Genomic DNA, 17516 nt, shown 5'->3' on the forward strand with positions numbered 1-17516 from the left:
GAACGGTCGGCGAAAGGCAGCCCGTGCGCTACCGCCACCTCAGCACCGCCGCGCTCGCCCTCGGCATCGTCGTGCTCACCGACGTGCTGCGGGTCTTCCTCCCGTCGGTCATCACCATCTTCGGGCAGGCCGCCACCACCCCCGCCGAGCTGCTCGGCGCGTTCGCGCTGGGCTGGTTCGTGTTCGCGCTCGCGTTCCCGCCGCTGGTCCGCCGGCTCGGGGTGCGGCCCGTCACGTTCGCCGCCGCCGTCGCGCTGGGCGGCGCGCGGCTCGCCCTCACCGCCGCACCGGGCGGCCGTACGCAGCTCTGGCTGGCCACCGTCGGCCTCCTCGCCGGACTGCTCTGGCTGGCCGGCACCGCCACCACCACGGGCCGGCCGGTGCCGGGGCTGGCGCTGGGCATCGCCCTCGGCGCGGTCGTGCACGCGGTGCTCGGCACGTACGACCTGGTCTGGCGGGGTGGCCCGGTCGGGTGGGCCGGCAGCGTGGCCCTCGTGGCGGTGTTCCTGGTCGTCGCGGCCCGTCCCGCGCGGCAGGCGGAACCGGGCGGGGCCCGCGCGTGGCTGCTCGCCGGCCCGGCGTTGCTGCTGACCGGCCTCGTGGCGCTCTCCCCGGCGGCGGCCGCGACGGCCGCCTCCTACTGGCGCGGCCCCGGCGGCGGGCTCTCCTGGCCACCGGAAGCCGGCGACGTGCCCACCCTGCCGGCCTGGGCGGTCGGCATCTTCCTGCTCGCCGCGCTGGCCCGGCCGCCCCGGGGGCGCTGGCGGCTGGCCGGCCCGCTGGCGCTGGTGGTCGGGGCGGTGCTGTTCGCCACCCGCGACGCCGGGCTGCTGGGGCCGGCGGTCGTGCTGACCGCCGCCGGCACGGGAGCCTGTCTCGCCCTCGCCGACGCCGTGCCGCCCGCCGCCGCACCACCCGTCGCCGTGCCACCCGTCGCCGTGCCACCCGTCGCCGTGCCGCCCGTCGCCGTGCCGTCCGCCGGTGCCGCGCCGTCCGTTGTCCCGTCGTCTGCCGCCGCGTCGTCCACCCCCGGGGTCGCGCCGGGTCGGCCCGGCCTCGCGGCGGTGCTGGGCATGCTGCTCTTCGCCGTCGCCGCCGTCGGCTACTACGCCGCCTACGACCTCGGCTACCCCAACGCCGCCGTGCCGGTCGCGATGGCCGGCCTCGTCGCCGCCGTGGCCCTCGGCGGGCCCCGGAGGGCGACGTCCACGCCGCCCCGACGGTGGGTGCGGGGAATCGCCGCGGCCGGCGGTCTCGTCGTGCTCGTCGCGACGGGACTGCCGTCGGGCGCTTTCGCCCCGCTGCGGCCCGGCACGCCCCCGGCGGCGGTCCGGGTGGTGGCCTACAACATCCGGATGGGGTTCGGACTGGACGGTCGCTTCGACCCCGACGGGCTGGCCCGGGTGGTCGCGCGCGAGCGCCCCGACGTGGTGGTCCTCGGCGAGGTGGACCGGGGCTGGCTGCTCAACGGCGGCCACGACACCCTCGCCCTGCTCGCGGCGCGGCTGCGCATGTCGTACGTCTTCGCGCCCGCCGCCGATCCGCTCTGGGGCGACGCGGTCCTCGGCCGGTTCCCCCTGGCGGCGGCCCGCAGCGAGCGGCTGGCCCCGGCGGGCGCGCCCACCGGAGCCCAGGCGCTCGGCGTCACCGTGGACCTCGGCGGCGGCGTACGCCTCGCGGTGGTCGCCACCCACCTGCAGCCGCCGCCGGGGCGGGAGCCCGTGGCGCAGGCCCGCGCGGTGGCGGCCTTCGCCCTCCGGTACGCCGCCGGACTGCCCCTCGTGGTCGCCGGTGACCTCAACACCGAGCCGGGCGCCCCGGGCTACGCGGAGTTCACCCGTGCGGGGCTGGTGGACGCCCTCGCCTCGGCCCGGCCCCTGCCGACGAGCCCGGCGGACGAGCCGCGCGAACAGATCGACCACGTGCTGGTCTCGGCGGGCATGCGCGCCGCCGACCCGGTGGCGCCCCGCAGCATCGCCAGCGACCACCTCCCGGTCGCGGTGACCCTGGCCCTGCCGTGACGCCCGCGCCCGGATGCGACAGGTAGGGCCCTTCCTTACCAGCGGTCGGCGGCGAGGAGGCGGTCGGCGGCGAAGGCGAGCAGCCAGCCGCCGCCCTTGGAGGTGGTGAAGTCGCCGGCGCGGCCGGTGAGGCGTTCCAGCGCGCCGGGCATCACCTTGCCCTGGCTGCACGCCCCGGCCGCGCCCCCGGCGGCGGCCAGCTCGGCCAGGCAGGCGGCGGCGGCCAGCGCCCGCTCGTGCGGGTCCTGGCCGGGCCGCGGCTCGTCCAGGTCACCGGTCACCTCGACCGGCAGGTCGAGCAGGGCGGCGGCCGGGTCGAGGGTCTGCACGCAGCGGCGGGCGGACGCGGACAGTAGCCGGGTCGGGCGGACCAGCGCCACCAGGGGCGCGAGGGCGTGCGCCTGGGCCCAGCCGGTGGCGTCGAGCGGCCGGGCGGAGTCCGGCCCGGACCAGGTGCCGCGCTGGCCGGCCTGCGCGTGCCGGACCAGGGCCACCGTCGCGGTGACCGGCGGGAGGGCGGCGAACGCGGTCAGCACCTCGGCGTCGTGCGGGTAGCTGACCAGGCGGGCGGCCTCCCCGACGGGCAGCCAGCGGATGCCGTCGACCTCGGTGTCGGGCTGGAAGCCGCCCGTGTCGACGGCCCGCATCGACCAGTAGTCGACGACCTTCGGCCGGCCCTCGCTGCGGTAGCGCACGGTGGGCAGCCGCACCTGCGGCACCGCCCGCACGTCGGCCTCCTCGGCGACCTCCCGCACGGCGGCCAGCAGCGGGTGCTCGCCCGGCTCCAGCTTGCCCTTCGGCAGCGACCAGTCGCCGTAGCGGGGGCGGTGCACGAGGCAGACCAGCACGCCGCCATCGGCCTGCCGCCAGGCCACCCCGCCCGCCGCCCGGATCACGCGTTCCCCCTCCGGCATCCGCTCAGCCTAGGCTCATCCGGCCGTGCCGCCGACCCGGCGCAGCAGCAGGTCCTGCAGATGGGCCGGCTGGGCCTGCTCCGTGCCGGTGCGCCGCGTCCAGGAGCCGTCGCCGTGCAGCTCGAACGCCTCCACGTCGGGACTGAACGCGGCCGTGAGCACGTGGTCCAGCTCGGCGCGGGCCACCGGGTCGCTCACCTGCACCAGCGCCTCCACCCGGCGGTCGAGGTTGCGGTGCATCAGGTCGGCCGAGCCCATCCAGAACTCGGCGGAGCCGTTGTTGCCGAAGCGGAAGATCCGGGAGTGCTCCAGGAACCGGCCGAGGATCGAGCGGACCCGGATGTTCTCCGACAGCCCCGGCACTCCCGGGCGCAGCGTGCACATGCCCCGGATCAGCAGGTCCACGTGCACCCCGGCCCGGGACGCCCGGTAGAGCGCGTCGGTGACCTCCTCGTCGACCAGCGAGTTGACTTTGAACTGGACCAGCCCGGGCATGCCGAGCCGGACGTGGCTGATCTCCCGCTCGATCCGCTCGATCAGCCCCCGCCGGATGCCCTGCGGCGCCACCAGCAACCGCCGGTACGCGGTCTGCCGGCTGTAGCCGGTCAGCACGTTGAACAGGTCCGTCAGGTCCGCGCCGATCTCCGGGTCGGCGGTGAGCATGCCGAAGTCCTCGTACAGCCGTGCGGTCTTCGGGTGGTAGTTGCCGGTGCCGATGTGGCAGTACCGGCGGATCTGGTTGCCCTCCTGGCGCACGACCAGGGCGGTCTTGCAGTGCGTCTTGAGGCCGACCAGGCCGTAGACGACGTGGCAGCCCGCGCGCTCCAGGGTGCGCGCCCAGCCGATGTTGGCCACCTCGTCGAAGCGGGCCTTCAGCTCCACCAGCACCACCACCTGCTTGCCGGCGGCGGCGGCGTCGACCAGCGCGTCGACGATGGGGGAGTCCCCGCTGGTGCGGTAGAGGGTCTGCTTGATGGCCAGCACGTCCGGGTCGGCGGCGGCCTGCTCCACGAAACGCTGCACGCTGGTCGCGAACGAGTGGTACGGGTGGTGGACCAGCACGTCGCCGTCGCGCAGGGTGGCGAAGACGCTGCGCGGCACCTCGCCCTCGGTGAGCCGGGGATGGGTGGCCGGCACGAACGGCGGGTCCTTCAGGTCGGGGCGGTCGGCGTCGCCGTAGAGCTGCCACAGCGCCGACAGGTCGAGCAGACCGCGTACCCGCAGCACGTCGTGGCTGTCCATGTCCAGCTCGCGGACGAGCAGCTCCAGCATGTGGTCGGAGATCGAGGCGGCGACCTCCAGCCGCACGGGCGGGCCGAACCGGCGGCGGGCCAGCTCCCGCTCCAGGGCCTGCAGGAGGTCCTCGTCGCGGTCCTCGTCGACCTCCACCTCGGCGTTGCGGGTGACCCGGAACAGGTGGCACTCGACGACCTGCATGCCGGAGAAGAGCTGCCCCAGGTGCACCGAGATCAGCTCCTCGACCGGGAGCACCCGCACCCCGGGGGACTCCCGGTCGACCCGGACGAAGCGCGGCACGTTGTTCGGCACCTTGACCCGGGCGAACAGCTCCGAGCCGCCGTCGGGGTCGCGGACCGCGACGGCCAGGTTCAGCGACCGCCCGGAGATGTACGGGAACGGGTGCGCCGGGTCGACCGCGAGCGGCGTGAGCACGGGGAAGATGTGTTCCCGGAAGTACGTGCGCAGCCGTTCCCGCTCGGGCGCGTCCAGGTCCGTCCACCGCAGGATGCGGATGTCCTCGGCGGCGAGCTTCGGCAGCACGTCGTCGACGAAGCAGGAGGCGTGCCGGCCGACCAGCTCGGCGGTCCGCTCGCCGATCCGCTCCAGCTGGGTACGCAGCGGCAGCCGGTCCCCGCCGCGCACCGGCAGCCCGGCGGACTGGCGGCGCTTCAGGCCGGCGACCCGGACCATGTAGAACTCGTCGAGGTTGCTGGCGAAGATCGCCAGGAACTTGGCCCGCTCCAGCAGCGGCGTGCGCGGGTCCTCGGCCAGGGCGAGCACCCGGGCGTTGAAGTCGAGCCAGGACAGCTCCCGGTTGAGGAACCGGTCCTCGGGCAGCGGCTTCGGCGGCGCGGGCTCGTCGTCCGGGAGGGGGTCGACGTCGAGCACCTCCTCCAGCCCGGCGGACGCCGCCGCCCGGCCCAGCGGGGCCGCCGGCGGGTCGCCGGTCGCCGGGTCGGCACCTGCCGCCGCCGGTCCGCCCCCGGTCATCGCGGCGGGGCCGGTCGTCCCGGCGGGGCCGGTGGAGCTCGCCGCTCCGGTCGTCCCGGCGGGGTCGGTCGGCGTGTCGTGCGGGCGGAACCGGCCGTCGGTGCCGCGTCGGCGGGACCCGTTGCGCCGTCGCGCCGGCTCGCCGGGCTCGGGTCGGTCGTCGGCGGGCTCGGGTCGGTCGTGGCCCGGCGTGGGACGGTCGTCGGCGCGTCGGTGGTCGTCGGCCGGGCCGGTGGGGTGCTCGCGAGGGGTGCTCACCCGCTCATAATGTCCCGGAACGGGTTAACGCAAAATGAACTTGGGTGGGGAGCTCACGGCATCGTCGGCAACGTCACCCGGACGATCTCCCCGGTGGCGTCGGTCTCGACCCGGACCCGCTGGCCCAGCCGCAGCAGCCGCAGGCCGGAGGCGTCGAAGGCCCGCGCGGGGAACGCCAGCTCGGTGCCGTCGTCGAGCAACAGCATGCCGCTGCGCGTCGCCGCGTCGTAGGTGGCCACGGTGCCCTGCATGCCAGCACCGTACACCGGCGCGGGGGGCGGCTCAGCCCGCGCGGCCGGCCGGCTCGGTCGCGCCGGTCCCGTCGACCAGGTGGGTCACGCCGGTGAGGGCGGCGGTGCGCGGCCCGAGCCCGAGCCGGGCGGCGGCGGCCAGGTCGGCGGCGGTGTCGACGTCCCGACGCAGGGTGGGCCAGTCGCCGGCCAGCGGCAGCGCCCCACCCGCCTCGTGCGCCCCGGCCGAGCCGACCCCGAACCGGGGGTCCAGCGGCACACCGGGCGGCGCGGCGAGCAGCACCGTGCCGGCCCCCGGCGCGTCGGCGACGAACCGGCGTACCCCCGGTGGGCCGGCGGCGATCGCGCGCAGCGCGGCGGCCAGCTCGGCCGGGCGCAGCGCCGGCAGGTCCGCCGTGAGCCCGGCCACCCACCCCCCGCCGTCGGCCGCGATCACCGCGCCGAGCCGGAAGGCCGCGTTCAGCCCGGCGTCCGGCGCGTCCGGCACGACCCGCACGTCCGCCGCGCGGACGGCCGCCGCCACGCGGGCGTCGCGGGTGACGACCACCACCCCGGCGACCGCCGGGCACGCCCGCACCGCGGCGACCGTGTCGGCCGCCAGGGCCAGCGCCAGCTCCTCATGGGGTACGCCCGGCAGCGCCCCCCGCAGCCGGCTCTTCGCCACGCCGAGGCGCTTCACCGGCACCACCACAGTCCAGGTCCGCTGCCGCACGGCACAATCCTGCCAGTCACCCCGGCGGTACCCTCACTGGCCGTACCGGGGGCGAGCAGGCATGATTTCGCTGCGGGCGGCACGGGCGGGTGCGGCGTGGGGTCGGGGCTACGAGGAGGCAGGGTGACGCGGCGCAGGCTGGGGTTCTGGCAACGGTTCGCCGTGGTGCTGGTCAAGCCCGTCATGACGGTCTGGACCCGGCGCACCTGGCGGGGCATGGAGCACCTGCGCCACGACGGCGGCATCATCATCGTCCCCAACCACCTCTCGCACGCCGACCCGCTGGTCTCCGCGCACTTCGTCTACGACGCCGGGCGCTGGCCGAGGTTCCTCGGCAAGGCCAGCGTCTTCCGGGTGCCGGTGGTGGGCTGGATCCTGCACCGCTGCCTCCAGATCCCCGTCGAGCGCGGCACGGTCGACGCCGTCAAGTCCCTGGACGCCCTCGTCGCCGCCCTGCGCGAGGGCGGCGCGGTGGTGATCTACCCGGAGGGCACCACCACGCGGGAACCCGACCTGTGGCCGATGAGGGGCAAGACCGGGGCCGCCCGGCTGGCGCTGGCCACCGGCGCGCCGGTGATCCCGGTCGCCATGTGGGGTCCGGAGCGGCTCTTCGACCCCCGCAACAACCGGCTGGGCCTGCGGCCCCGCATCCCGGTGACCGTCGTCGCCGGGCCGCCCGTCGACCTGAGCCGGTGGGCCGGCTCCACGCCCACCAAGGCCACCCTGGAAGAGATGACCGACACCATCATGCTGCGCCTGCGCGACCAGCTCGCCGAGATCCGGGGCGGGACGCCGCCGCCGCTGTGGGAACGACCGGCGCGGGCCGCCGGGGCCGCCCGCCCGACGCGGGGGCGGGAGGACGCGGCGTGACCGGCCACGTGGCGGTGCTGGGGGCCGGGTCGTGGGGGACCGCCTTCGCCAAGATCCTTGCCGACGCCGGCCGGGACGTGACGATCTGGGCCCGGCGGCAGCCGGTGGCCGAGGCGATCCGGCTGCGCCGGCACAACCCGGAGTACCTCCCCGACCTGCGGCTGCCCGACCGGGTCACCGGCACCGGCAGCGCCGCCGAGGCGATCCGGGGCGCGGAGATCGTGGTGCTCGCGGTGCCGTCGCAGACGCTGCGCGGCAACCTCGCCGAATGGGTCGGCGACCTGCACCCGGACGCGACCCTGGTGTCCCTGATGAAGGGCATCGAGCTGGGCACCACCAAGCGGATGAGCGAGGTGATCGTGGAGACCGCCCGGGTCACCCCGGACCGGGTGGTCGTCGTCTCCGGCCCCAACCTCGCCCCCGAGATCGCCGCCGAGCAGCCCGCCGCCACCGTGGTCGCCGGCACCGACGACCGCCGCGCCCAGCTCGTCCAGGCGTCGATCCGCACGCCGTACTTCCGGCCGTACACCAACGACGACGTGATCGGCTGCGAGCTGGGCGGGGCCGTGAAGAACGTGATCGCCCTCGCGTACGGGATCGCCACCGCGATGGGCTTCGGCGACAACACCCGGGCGATGCTGATGACCCGGGGGCTCGCCGAGACCGCCCGCCTCGGGGTGGCGCTCGGCGCGGACCCGATCACCTTCGCCGGCCTGGCCGGGATGGGCGACCTCGTGGCGTCCTGCTCGTCGCCGCTGGCCCGCAACCGCACCTTCGGCGAGCACCTGGGCCGGGGCGAGACCCTGGAGCAGGCCCAGGCGGCGACCCGGCAGACCGCCGAGGGCGTGAAGAGCTGCCTGGCGATCCGGGACCTGGCCCGCGCCCACGGGGTGGAGATGCCGATCACCGAGCAGATCGAGCGGATCTGCCACGAGGGGATGGACCCCCGGCTCGCCGTCGACGCGCTGATGAGCCGCACCGCCAAGCCCGAGTCGTACGAGTGAGGCGGCCCGCGTGACGACCCCCGGCACCGACGGCGAAGGCACCGACGGCGAACGCATCGGCACCGACAGCACCGACGGCGACGGCACCCGGTGCGTGCGGGCCGGCCTGCCCGAGCCCGCCCCGGGGCAGCCGTTCCTGCCCGGCCCGGTCTTCGCCGCGCCCTACCACCTCGACCCCCGGCAGGGCCCGGCGGCGACCCCGAACGGGTACGGCCGGCCCGACAACCCGACCCGGCGGCTGCTGGAGGCGGCCATCGGCGAGCTGGAGGGCGGCGACGTGCGCGTCTTCGCCAGCGGGCAGGCGGCGATCACCGGCCTGCTGCTGGCCGTGCTGCGCCCCGGCGACACGGTGGTGCTCCCCGCCGACGGCTACTTCCCGGTGCGGGCGTTCGCCACCGACACCCTCGCCGGGATCGGCGTGCGGGTGCTGTTCGCGCCGACCGCCGGGCCGTACCCGTCGTTCGCGGGGGTGCGGCTGGTGCTGCTGGAGTCGCCGGCCAACCCCGGCCTGGACGTCGCCGACGTGCCTGCCCTGGCCGCCGCCGCGCACGCCGCCGGTGCCCTGGTGGCGGTGGACAACACCACGGCCACCCCGCTCGGGCAGCGCCCGCTGGACCTCGGCGCCGACGTGGTCGTCGCCTCCGGCACGAAGGCCCTGACCGGTCACTCCGACCTGCTCCTCGGGTACGTGGCGACCCGCTCCGCCGGGCTGCTCGACCCGGTCACCGCCTGGCGCACCATGACCGGGGCGGTGCCCGGGGCGTTCGACGCGTGGCTGGCGCACCGCTCGCTGGCCACGCTGGACCTGCGGCTGGCCCGGCAGAGCGCCAACGCCGAGGCGCTCGCCCGGCTGCTCGCCGGCCGTCCCGACGTCACCGGCGTGCGCTGGCCGGGGCTGCCGGGCGACCCGGCGTACGCGCTGGCGTCGGCCCAGCTGCGTCGGATGCCCGGGGTGCTGTCGTTCGACCTCGGTGACGCCGAGCGGGTGGCCCGTTTCCTCACCGCGTCCCGGCTGGTGGCCGCCGCCACGTCGTTCGGCGGGCTGCACACCACCGCCGACCGGCGGGCGCAGTGGGGCGACGACACGCCGCCCGGGTTCGTCCGGCTCTCCTGCGGCGTGGAGGACACCGCCGACCTGGTCGCCGACGTCACCGCCGCCCTGCCTGCCTGAGAGGAAGTCCCCGATCAACGCATCCGGCAGAGAAGGATCCCCTTCTCACGCCCCGTCCACGGACGCGCTCGTGTCGCGGCTGCGCGCCGCCGGCTGTGTCTTCGCCGAGGAGGAGGCGGAGCTGCTCGCCGCCGCCGCCGACACTCCCGAGCGGCTCGCCGACCTGGTCGAGCGGCGGGTCGCCGGCCTGCCGCTGGAGCACCTGCTCGGCTGGGCCGAGTTCTGCGGCCTGCGGGTCGGCGTCGACCCGGGCGTGTTCGTGCCGCGGGCGCGTACCGCGTTGCTGGTGTCGGCCGCCGCGGCGGTCACCGGGCCCGGCGCGGCCGTGCTGGACCTGTGCTGCGGGTCCGGTGCCGCCGCGCTGGTGCTCGCCGGGCGGCTGCGTCCCCGCTGGCTGGCCGCCGCCGACCTCGACCCGGCCGCCGTGGCGTGCGCCCGGCGCAACCTCGCCCACCTCGGCGTGCCCGTCTACCAGGGCGACCTGTACGAGCCGGTGCCGACCGAATGGCGGGGCCGGCTCGACCTGATCGTGGCCAACGCCCCGTACGTGCCGACGGAGGCGGTGGCGCTCATGCCGCCCGAGGCACGGTTGCACGAGGCGCCGGTGGCGCTCGACGGCGGGTCGGACGGGCTGGCCGTGCTGCGCCGGGTGGCGCGTGGGGCGGTGCACTGGCTCGCGCCGGGCGGGCACCTGGCCGTGGAGGCCGGCGCAGGGCAGGTCGAGGTGCTGTGCGCCGCGCTGGCCGACCTCGGGCTGACGCCGTCCGTGGCGTACGACGAGGAACTGGGCGCGACCGCGGTGACCGCCCGCCGGCCCGGCTGACGGCGGCGGACCGCGCCCCGGTGCTCCGGCTCGGCCGGGGTGCCGGCGGGCCGGAACGAGGTGGTGGCCCACCCGCCGGCCGGCGGTGCGGACCGGACGGCGGGTGGACCACGACGGGGGCCGCGCGGGCCGGCCGGGACGGGACCCCCCGGCCGGCCCGCGCGGCGGTCAGGGGCGCCGGGAGGTCAGGGGCGGCGCGGCGGCGAACGCGGCCCAGGCGGTCGGCGGGAAGAGCAGCGCCGGGCCCGTCGGGTCCTTCGAGTCGCGGACGGCCACCGCGCCGGGTACGACCGCCATCTCCACGCAGGCTCCCTCGTCGCCGCTGCGGCTGCTCTTGCGCCATCGCGCCGTGGCGAGGGCCGCGCTCGTCGTCGGGGTCATGTTCTACCGTCCTTTCAGGAGTCGGAGGAGCTGGTCCCGGGTGGCCGCGGGGCTGAGTGCGACCGTCCGCAGGTGCTCCATGATCTTGGTGCAGGTACGCAGGTCACCGGGCCGGTCGAGGACCATCTGGCCGGCGACCGTTTCCACCGACGCGATGTGCGGGTCCTCCGGGTCGGGGAACTCCAGGATGTGCAGCGACCCCCGGGTGCCCCGGTGGTAGCCGGCGGACAGGGGGATCACCTGGACCGTGATGTTGGGCAGCTCGGCCATCTTGAGCAGGTGGTGCAGCTGCGCCTCCATCACGGCCTGGCCGCCCACGGGGCGCAGCAGGGCGCCCTCGTCGATGATCGCGTCGAGGATCGCCGGATCGTCGCCGGTGATCCGCTGCTGCCGGTCGAGTCGCAGGTGGACCCGCTGCTCGACCTGCTCGTCGCTGAGGGTGTGCGGGCCGCCCCGCATCACCCCCCGGATGTAGTCCGCGGTCTGGAGCAGGCCGGGCACCACCGACGGCTCGAAGTTGGCGATGCCGGTGGCCTCGGCCTCGAGCGCGATGAAGTCGATGGTCCGCCGGTCCAGCAGGTACGAATAGGACACCCACCAGCCGGGCTTGCGGGCGTCCTTGGCGAGCTGGACGGCGGCGGCGAGCTCGTCGGCGCCCACCCCGTACAGGGTGAGCAGGGCGCGCACCGTGGCGGGGCTGATCAGCGTCTGGGCGTTCTCGTACCGGGACAGGGTGCTCCGGGTGCTGTTGATCTCGTCGGCGGCGGCTTCGAGGGTGAGGCCGGCCGCCTCCCGGTGCGTACGCAGCGCGATGCCGAGCCGTCGGGCCCGGGCCGTCTTCGGTGCCATGCGTCGATGGTGACATACGTGGCCGGGAGTGTGCACATGAGAGAACGGCGATGAGAGTTGCATTCACGCCAGTCCACATGTCAACCTGTGACCAGTTCCTCACTGCCGGTTGTCGTGGCGACGGCGGTGGTGAGTGACCGGAGGGGATGGGGCGCGTGGCGATCGGGTTTTCTCCCCCGTACCCGATCGCCGCGTGCCGCCACCCGGGACGCACCGGAAGGGACTCGGATGACGGTGACCGCCTGCTGGCCCCGGGTGTCGAGGTGCCGCTGGTGCGCACACCCCGTGCTGCGCGACAACGACGACGCGTGGATCCACGCCCACCTGGCGTACGTCTGCCGGGACCGCTCCGGCGGGTTGGCGGCGACCACCGCGGAGCCGGAGGGGTCGCCCGGCCGGGCGGCGTGGGGCGCTGCGGGAGGCCGGCGGTGACCCGGTTCCTGGTGGTGCTCACCGACGTCCGCCCCGTGGACGACGTGCGCCGCGACGAGCGGCAGGCCCCCGAGCGGCGACGGCAGGTCGTCGGGGCGAGCAGCCGGGAGGCGGCCGACCGGATCGCCGGCGCGTTCATGGCGCTGGGCATGGTGCGGGCCGGGCGGCAGCGGGTGAAGGTGATCGCCGTCGGCCGCCGCTACGGCCTCTGACGCGCCGCCTGCCGCCCGCCGGGAGCCGCTGTCCGGCGTGGTGTGATTACGCAGTGTATATGCACTGTTGACCGGTTGCGCAGTGCTGCCGCTTCTCCCCGGGTATCAACTCCGTTGTCCGGCCACGCACAGTAAGGTCATCCGGGTGAGCGCCACCGGCGAGCACCACGAGCCTCGCAGTCGCGAACGAAAGGGTGACCGAGTGACCACCCCAGGCAAGACCCGTGTGGCCCTCGTCTTCGGCGGCCGCAGCCCCGAGCACGGCATCTCCTGCGTCAGTGCCGGCAGCGTGCTCAGCGCGCTCGACCCGGACGAGTTCGAGGTGGTCCCCGTGGGCATCACCCGCGCCGGCAAGTGGGTGCTGACCAGCGGCGACCCGGCCCAGCTGGCGATCAGCGCCCGGCGGCTGCCGGAGATCACCGCCGAGGCCGGCGCCGACCTCGTGCTGCGGGCCGACCCCACCGGCAACGGGCTGCTGGTGCTCGACCCCGCCGAGGGGCCCCGGGTGCTCGCCGACGTCGACGTGGTCTTCCCCGTGCTGCACGGCGCGTACGGCGAGGACGGCACCATCCAGGGCATGCTGGAGATGGCCGGCATCCCCTACGTCGGGGCGAACGTCTTCGCCTCCGCCGCCGCGATGGACAAGGAGTTCACCAAGAAGCTCTGCGCCGCCGAGGGCATCCCCGTCGGCCCGTACGCGGTGCTGCGCAGCGGGGTCACCCTGTCCGAGGAGGACAAGCAGCGGCTCGGGCTGCCCGTCTTCGTCAAGCCGTCCCGGGCCGGCTCGTCGTTCGGCATCACCAAGGTCGACGACTGGGCCGACCTGGAGGCCGCCGTCGCCACGGCCCGGGAGATCGACCCGAAGGTGCTGGTCGAGGGCGCGATCGTCGGCCGGGAGGTCGAGTGCGGCGTGCTGGAGGGCGAGGCCGGGGGCGGCGCGGAGGCGTCCGTCCTGGCCGAGGTGCGGGCCGGCGGCGACCACGACTGGTACGACTTCGAGGCGAAGTATCTCTCCGAGCCCGAGTACGACCTGCCGGCCACCCTGCCCGACCACGTCACCCGGCAGGTCCAGGAGTACGCCGTCCGGGCGTTCGCCGCCCTGGACTGCGCCGGGCTGGCCCGGGTCGACTTCTTCGTCTCCCCGGACCTGGACGTCTACCTCAACGAGATCAACACGATGCCCGGCTTCACCCCGACGTCGATGTTCCCGCTGATGTGGGCCGCCTCCGGGCTGGAGTATCCGAAGCTGGTCAACCGACTGATCCGCACCGCCCAGCGGCGCGGCGTCGGCCTGCACTGAACGCGCGCAGCCGCCGGGGCGACCGGCAGGCGCGGCCGACGGCGGTGGCCGGTCAGCCGCCGCAGCCGGTGAGGACTGGCCAGCCGGCGGGGGCTGCTGGTCAGCCGGTGCAGCCGCCGGGGGCGTCGCCGCCCGAGGGCACCGAGGCGATCACCACGTCGGAGATGGGGCTGACCCACTGCAGGGCCGCCCCGTACGTGCGGGGCACGGTCACCCGCACCGCCGTCTCCCGGTCCAGCGTGGTGAGCACCGTCGCGTCCGGGCCCTCGGCCGCGTACCAGCAGACCTTGTTGACGACCCAGATGTCGTCGGTGTCGCCCGGCTCCGGCTCGGCGCCGCCGCAGGCGATGGTGAGCGCCGGGTCGCCGTACGCGGCGTTCTGCTCGGGGCCGGCGGTGACCGGCCGCTGGGCCAGGTCGCGCACGGTCGACGGGAGCTGCGACGTCAGGGCGCGGCACACCGTGGCGGGCCGCTCGGCCAACCGGGGGGCGGCCATCTCGACCGGCGCGGTGGACCGCGGCCCGGCGCTGGTCGCCGCCGGACCCGGCTCGGCGGCCGGGGCGTCCGGGGTCAGCTTGGCGAAGGTGAACCCGGCCACGGCCACGGTGACCGGCACCGCGACCAGCGTGGCCAGCAGCGCCGCGCTGCGGTTGGCCCGGTCCCGGCGCGGCGCGCCGGCGTCGTCGCTCGTCCCCGCCCCGGCGGGGGACTCGGAGGAGGAAGTGATCTCGTCCACTTACAGGCGCACCACCGAACACGTGAGGGTGCGGGTGATGCCGGGCACCATCTGCACGTTGCTGACGATGAGCTTGCCGAGCTCGTCGACCGTGTTGGCCTCGGTGAGCACGACCACGTCGTACGGCCCGGTGACGGCGTCGACCCGCACCACGCCGGGAAGGTCGCCGATCAGGCCGGCCACGTCACGCGCCCGACCCACCTCTGTCTGGATGAGGATGTACGCCTGTACCACGACTCGACCTCCGTCCGTCGCCGCCGCTGGGCGGCCCGAAGGGTGAAACTACCTTACGGACCAGGTCTGATCCCTATCGGTGGCCAAGGAGAAGCGGTGAGCGAGCGCGACGGGCGCGACGGCGGGCGGGACGCGGGACGATCCCGCGTCCACGGCGGGCGGGGCGCGGGACGATCCCGGGTCCACGGCGGGCGGGGCGCGGGGCCGTCCCGGGTCCACGATGGGCACGGGCGCGGCGGGGAGCGGGCATGAGCGTGACCGGAATCGGCGAGTTCGGGCTGATCGACCGGGTCACCGCCCGGCTGCCCCAGGGGGCGTCCTGCCTGCTCGGGCCCGGCGACGACGGGGCGGTGCTGGCCGCGCCGGACGCCCGGGTGGTCGCCTCCACCGACGTGCTCGTCGAGGGGCGGCACTTCCGCCGGGACTGGTCCGCCGCCCGCGACGTCGGGCACCGGGCGGCGGCGGCCAACCTGGCCGACATCGCGGCGATGGGTGCCACCCCGACCGCCCTGCTGGTGGCCCTGTGCATGCCGGCGGACCTCGACCCGACCTGGGCCGAGGAGCTGGCCGACGGGCTCGGGGCCGAGGCCGCCACCGTGGGCGCGAGCGTGGTCGGCGGCGACATGTCGGCGAGCCCCACGCTCACGATCGCCGTCACCGCCCTGGGTGACCTGGGCGGCCGGGCCCCGGTCGTCCGCTCGGGGGCCCGCCCGGGGCACGTCGTGGCGCTCGCCGGCCGCAGCGGGTACGCCGCCGCCGGCTACACCGTGCTGTCCCGGGGCTTCCGCACGCCGAAGCTCCTGGTCGAGGCGTACCGACGGCCCGAGGTGCCGTACGCGGCCGGGCCGCACGCCGCCCGGCTCGGGGCCACCGCCATGATCGACGTCTCGGACGGGCTGCTGGCCGACCTCGGGCACGTGGCCCGCGCCAGCGGGGTCGGCATCGACGTGCGGCGGGACGCCTTCGAGGTGCCCCGGCAGATGCGCGACGCCGCCCAGGCGCTGGGGGTCGACCCGTACTCCTGGATCCTCGCCGGCGGCGACGACCACGCGCTGGCGGCCACGTTCCCCCCGGCGGTGGCGCTGCCCGACCCGTGGCGGGTCGTCGGCCGGGTGACGGAGGGCACCGGCGTGACCGTCGACGGCGAGGCGTACGACGGCCCGACCGGCTGGGACCACTTCCGGTAGGGGACCGGCCGGCGACGTACCCTTTCCCCCGTGAGCGAGATCGAGATCCGTCCGGACCGCTTCGACTCCCCGCAGGCCCAGGAGCTCATCCGGGCCGCCCTGGCGGACCTGGGCCGGCGGTACGGGGGCAGCGGCGACGAAACCCCGGTCGACGCCGCCGAGTTCGTGCCGCCGCACGGCGCGTTCCTGGTGGCCTACCTCGGCGGGGAGCCGGTCGGGTGCGGCGGCTGGCGCAGCCACGGCGACGACGGGGAGACCGCCGAGCTGAAGCGCATGTACACCAGCCCGCAGGCGCGGGGCCGGGGCGTGGCCCGGGCGGTGCTCGCCGCCGTCGAGCGGTCCGCCCGCGAGCACGGGCGCAAGCAGCTCGTCCTGGAGTGCGGCGACAAGCAGCCCGAGGCGATCGCGCTCTACCACGCGGCCGGCTACGAGCGCATCCCGAACTTCGGCTTCTACCGGGACTACCCGAGCTGCCTCTCCTTCGGCCGCACCCTCTGACCGAGCTGCTGCCCGCCGACCTGCGTCCCTAGCAACCCGCGCCCTGGTCGGCCCGTGCCCCGGTCGCCTGGGCGGCTGCGCGGCGGCGGCCCGTCAGGCGACGGTGACGCGGATCTCGGCGGCGGCGGCGCGGGCGGCCCGCTCGGCCTCGGCCGGGTCGACGCCCCAGGCCAGCACGTGCCCGCTGCGCCGGCCCGACGACGTGACCGGCGCGACGGTCGCGCCGACGGCGGTGTCGAGCTGCACCTCCAGCACCCCGGGCACCCGGCGGGCAGGCCGCAGCCCCTCGACGCCGGTGACGGTGCCCGGGTCGGCGAGCAGGAACTCCACCGCCGCCGCCCCGGTCGGCCGGGTCGGCAGCGCCGGCCGTTCGCCGCGCAACACCCGCAGGTACGCGTCGATGAAGCCGAACTCGTAGCCGATCGAGATCAGCGCGGTGATCATGTCGCCGGGGAGCCGGGCGGCGCACTCCACCAGGTGCGGCACGCCGTCGACGACGATCCACTCGCTGTGCAGCACCCCGGTGCGGAACCCGGCGGCGGCGCACAGCCGCCCCGCCGCGTCGAGCAGGTCGCGGCGGGCCGCCCCGGGCAGCGCCGACGGCACGGTGTGCCCCGTCTCGACCGGCAGGGGACCGGGGAGCACCCGCTTGTCCGTGACGTTGCCGAAGATCACTTCGCCGTCGGCGACGAGCAGCTCGACGCTGTGCTCCCGGCCGTCGAGCACCTGCTCGGCGAGGACCTGCGTGGGCAGCCCTCGGTCGGTGGCCTCCGGCGGGGCCTCGGGGGCCGCGGTGGCCGCCCAGGCGGCCGGGATCTCGGCCGGGTCGGCGACCAGCCGCACCCCGAGGCTGCCCGAGCGCCGGGTCGGCTTGAGCACGCAGCGGTCGCCGTGCCGGCGTGCGAACTCGACCGCCTCCGCCGGCCCGCCCACCAGCTCGTACGCCGGGTTCGGCAGGCCGGCGTCGGCGGCGAGCAGCCGCATCCGGTGCTTGTCGGAGAAGACGTCGGCGGCCTCCGCCCCGGCACCGGGCAGGCCGAGGCGGGCGGCGAGGCGGGCGGCGGCGCCCACGGCGTACTCCAGGCCCGGCATGACGAGGCGGGCCCCGGCCAGATCGGGCTCGCGGGCGAGCAGCGCGTCCGCGTCGAAGCCCGTCTGGTATTCGGCCGGCACGACCCGGGCCAGGACGGACAGCCGCCCGACCAGCTCGCCGATGCCACGCCGGCTGATCACGTCGGGCTCCTCGACGACGACCACGCTGCCCGCCGGCAGCTCCTCGTCGAACCAGCGCAGGGTGCCCAGCGAGGCCCCGACGACGATCATCTCGGCGGGGCCCAGGTCCAGGTCCAACGGTGCCTCCGTGCTGCGTACGCGGACGCCACAAGCCGGCGGGCCCTCAGGCCCGCCGGCTTGTCGACGATGGGTGGGTCGGCG

19 protein-coding genes are annotated in these 17516 nt (G+C 76.1%); 10 read left to right on the forward strand and 9 right to left on the reverse strand.

The window, feature by feature from the left end; genetic code table 11:
- Positions 1-23 precede the first annotated feature (23 nt).
- Positions 24-2021: an endonuclease/exonuclease/phosphatase family protein gene (locus tag LPU61_RS02935; protein WP_229404024.1), complete on the forward strand. Its 1998-nt coding sequence runs from the start codon at positions 24-26 to the stop codon at positions 2019-2021.
- 35 nt (positions 2022-2056) lie between these two features.
- Here the strand turns inward: LPU61_RS02935 and LPU61_RS02940 are convergent, their stop codons facing one another.
- Genes LPU61_RS02940 through cofC form a run of 4 tightly spaced genes read right to left on the reverse strand, consistent with a single transcriptional unit; the run spans position 2057 to position 6385 of the window.
- Positions 2057-2935, reverse strand: coding sequence for an NUDIX hydrolase (locus LPU61_RS02940; protein ID WP_043962292.1), 879 nt, complete (start codon positions 2933-2935; stop codon positions 2057-2059).
- A 15-nt stretch (positions 2936-2950) separates the two neighbouring features.
- Positions 2951-5422: an RNA degradosome polyphosphate kinase gene (locus LPU61_RS02945; protein ID WP_229404026.1), complete on the reverse strand. Its 2472-nt coding sequence runs from the start codon at positions 5420-5422 to the stop codon at positions 2951-2953.
- 53 nt (positions 5423-5475) lie between these two features.
- Entirely contained in the window at positions 5476-5673 is a 198-nt protein-coding gene (locus LPU61_RS02950; RefSeq protein WP_043962293.1) for a cold-shock protein, read from the reverse strand.
- Between the two features lie 31 nt (positions 5674-5704).
- Complete coding sequence (gene cofC / locus LPU61_RS02955) at positions 5705-6385, reverse strand: 2-phospho-L-lactate guanylyltransferase (protein ID WP_043962295.1); 681 nt, start codon at positions 6383-6385, stop codon at positions 5705-5707.
- Positions 6386-6508: 123 nt separating this feature from the next.
- Between cofC and LPU61_RS02960 the strand changes: the two genes are divergently transcribed.
- The 4 genes from LPU61_RS02960 (at position 6509) to LPU61_RS02975 (ending at position 10253) form a co-directional block, all read left to right on the forward strand.
- Entirely contained in the window at positions 6509-7255 is a 747-nt protein-coding gene (locus LPU61_RS02960) for a 1-acyl-sn-glycerol-3-phosphate acyltransferase (protein WP_043962296.1), read from the forward strand.
- A complete protein-coding gene (locus tag LPU61_RS02965; protein ID WP_077936620.1) occupies positions 7252-8259 on the forward strand; it encodes an NAD(P)H-dependent glycerol-3-phosphate dehydrogenase in 1008 nt (335 codons plus the stop codon). Before LPU61_RS02960 ends, LPU61_RS02965 begins: the two co-directional genes overlap by 4 nt.
- 55 nt (positions 8260-8314) lie before the next feature.
- Positions 8315-9430: a cystathionine gamma-lyase gene (locus LPU61_RS02970; protein WP_229404551.1), complete on the forward strand. Its 1116-nt coding sequence runs from the start codon at positions 8315-8317 to the stop codon at positions 9428-9430.
- Positions 9431-9500: 70 nt separating this feature from the next.
- Positions 9501-10253, forward strand: coding sequence for a putative protein N(5)-glutamine methyltransferase (locus LPU61_RS02975; protein WP_229404028.1), 753 nt, complete (start codon positions 9501-9503; stop codon positions 10251-10253).
- A 168-nt stretch (positions 10254-10421) separates the two neighbouring features.
- Here LPU61_RS02975 and LPU61_RS02980 read toward each other — a convergent pair whose 3' ends face one another.
- Entirely contained in the window at positions 10422-10634 is a 213-nt protein-coding gene (locus tag LPU61_RS02980) for a DUF397 domain-containing protein (protein WP_043962297.1), read from the reverse strand.
- A 3-nt stretch (positions 10635-10637) separates the two neighbouring features.
- The gene (locus LPU61_RS02985) at positions 10638-11483 is read right to left on the reverse strand and encodes a helix-turn-helix transcriptional regulator (RefSeq protein WP_043962299.1); all 846 of its coding nucleotides are present in this window, start codon (positions 11481-11483) and stop codon (positions 10638-10640) included.
- A 228-nt stretch (positions 11484-11711) separates the two neighbouring features.
- Between LPU61_RS02985 and LPU61_RS02990 the strand changes: the two genes are divergently transcribed.
- From LPU61_RS02990 to LPU61_RS03000, 3 genes are all read left to right on the forward strand, one after another.
- The gene (locus LPU61_RS02990; protein WP_043962300.1) at positions 11712-11915 is read left to right on the forward strand and encodes a hypothetical protein; all 204 of its coding nucleotides are present in this window, start codon (positions 11712-11714) and stop codon (positions 11913-11915) included.
- A complete protein-coding gene (locus tag LPU61_RS02995; protein ID WP_374199575.1) occupies positions 11888-12127 on the forward strand; it encodes a hypothetical protein in 240 nt (79 codons plus the stop codon). Before LPU61_RS02990 ends, LPU61_RS02995 begins: the two co-directional genes overlap by 28 nt.
- Positions 12128-12329: 202 nt before the next feature.
- Positions 12330-13427: a D-alanine--D-alanine ligase family protein gene (locus LPU61_RS03000; protein ID WP_229404030.1), complete on the forward strand. Its 1098-nt coding sequence runs from the start codon at positions 12330-12332 to the stop codon at positions 13425-13427.
- 100 nt (positions 13428-13527) lie between these two features.
- Here LPU61_RS03000 and LPU61_RS03005 read toward each other — a convergent pair whose 3' ends face one another.
- Together LPU61_RS03005 and LPU61_RS03010 are read right to left on the reverse strand one after the other, a co-directional pair.
- Positions 13528-14163 (reverse strand): DUF3515 family protein, encoded by a 636-nt coding sequence (locus tag LPU61_RS03005; RefSeq protein WP_082106224.1) that lies wholly within the window; start codon positions 14161-14163, stop codon positions 13528-13530.
- Entirely contained in the window at positions 14164-14397 is a 234-nt protein-coding gene (locus tag LPU61_RS03010) for an Lrp/AsnC ligand binding domain-containing protein (RefSeq protein WP_043962303.1), read from the reverse strand.
- Positions 14398-14645: 248 nt separating this feature from the next.
- Here LPU61_RS03010 and LPU61_RS03015 point away from each other — a divergent pair, with 248 nt between their 5' ends.
- Together LPU61_RS03015 and LPU61_RS03020 are read left to right on the forward strand one after the other, a co-directional pair.
- Positions 14646-15584 carry a thiamine-phosphate kinase gene (locus tag LPU61_RS03015; RefSeq protein ID WP_043962304.1) on the forward strand — a complete coding sequence of 313 codons (939 nt, stop codon included), beginning with the start codon at positions 14646-14648 and terminating at the stop codon, positions 15582-15584.
- 30 nt (positions 15585-15614) lie between these two features.
- On the forward strand, positions 15615-16082 hold the full coding sequence (locus tag LPU61_RS03020) for a GNAT family N-acetyltransferase (RefSeq protein ID WP_229404031.1): 468 nt from the start codon (positions 15615-15617) through the stop codon (positions 16080-16082).
- Between the two features lie 93 nt (positions 16083-16175).
- On the opposite strand, the gene LPU61_RS03025 is transcribed toward LPU61_RS03020, so the two are convergent.
- A complete protein-coding gene (locus tag LPU61_RS03025) occupies positions 16176-17432 on the reverse strand; it encodes an ATP-grasp domain-containing protein (RefSeq protein WP_043962307.1) in 1257 nt (418 codons plus the stop codon).
- Positions 17433-17516: the final 84 nt, after the last annotated feature.

The organism is Micromonospora sp. NBRC 110038 (genome assembly GCF_020884815.1).
Lineage (GTDB): Bacteria > Actinomycetota > Actinomycetes > Mycobacteriales > Micromonosporaceae > Micromonospora > Micromonospora haikouensis.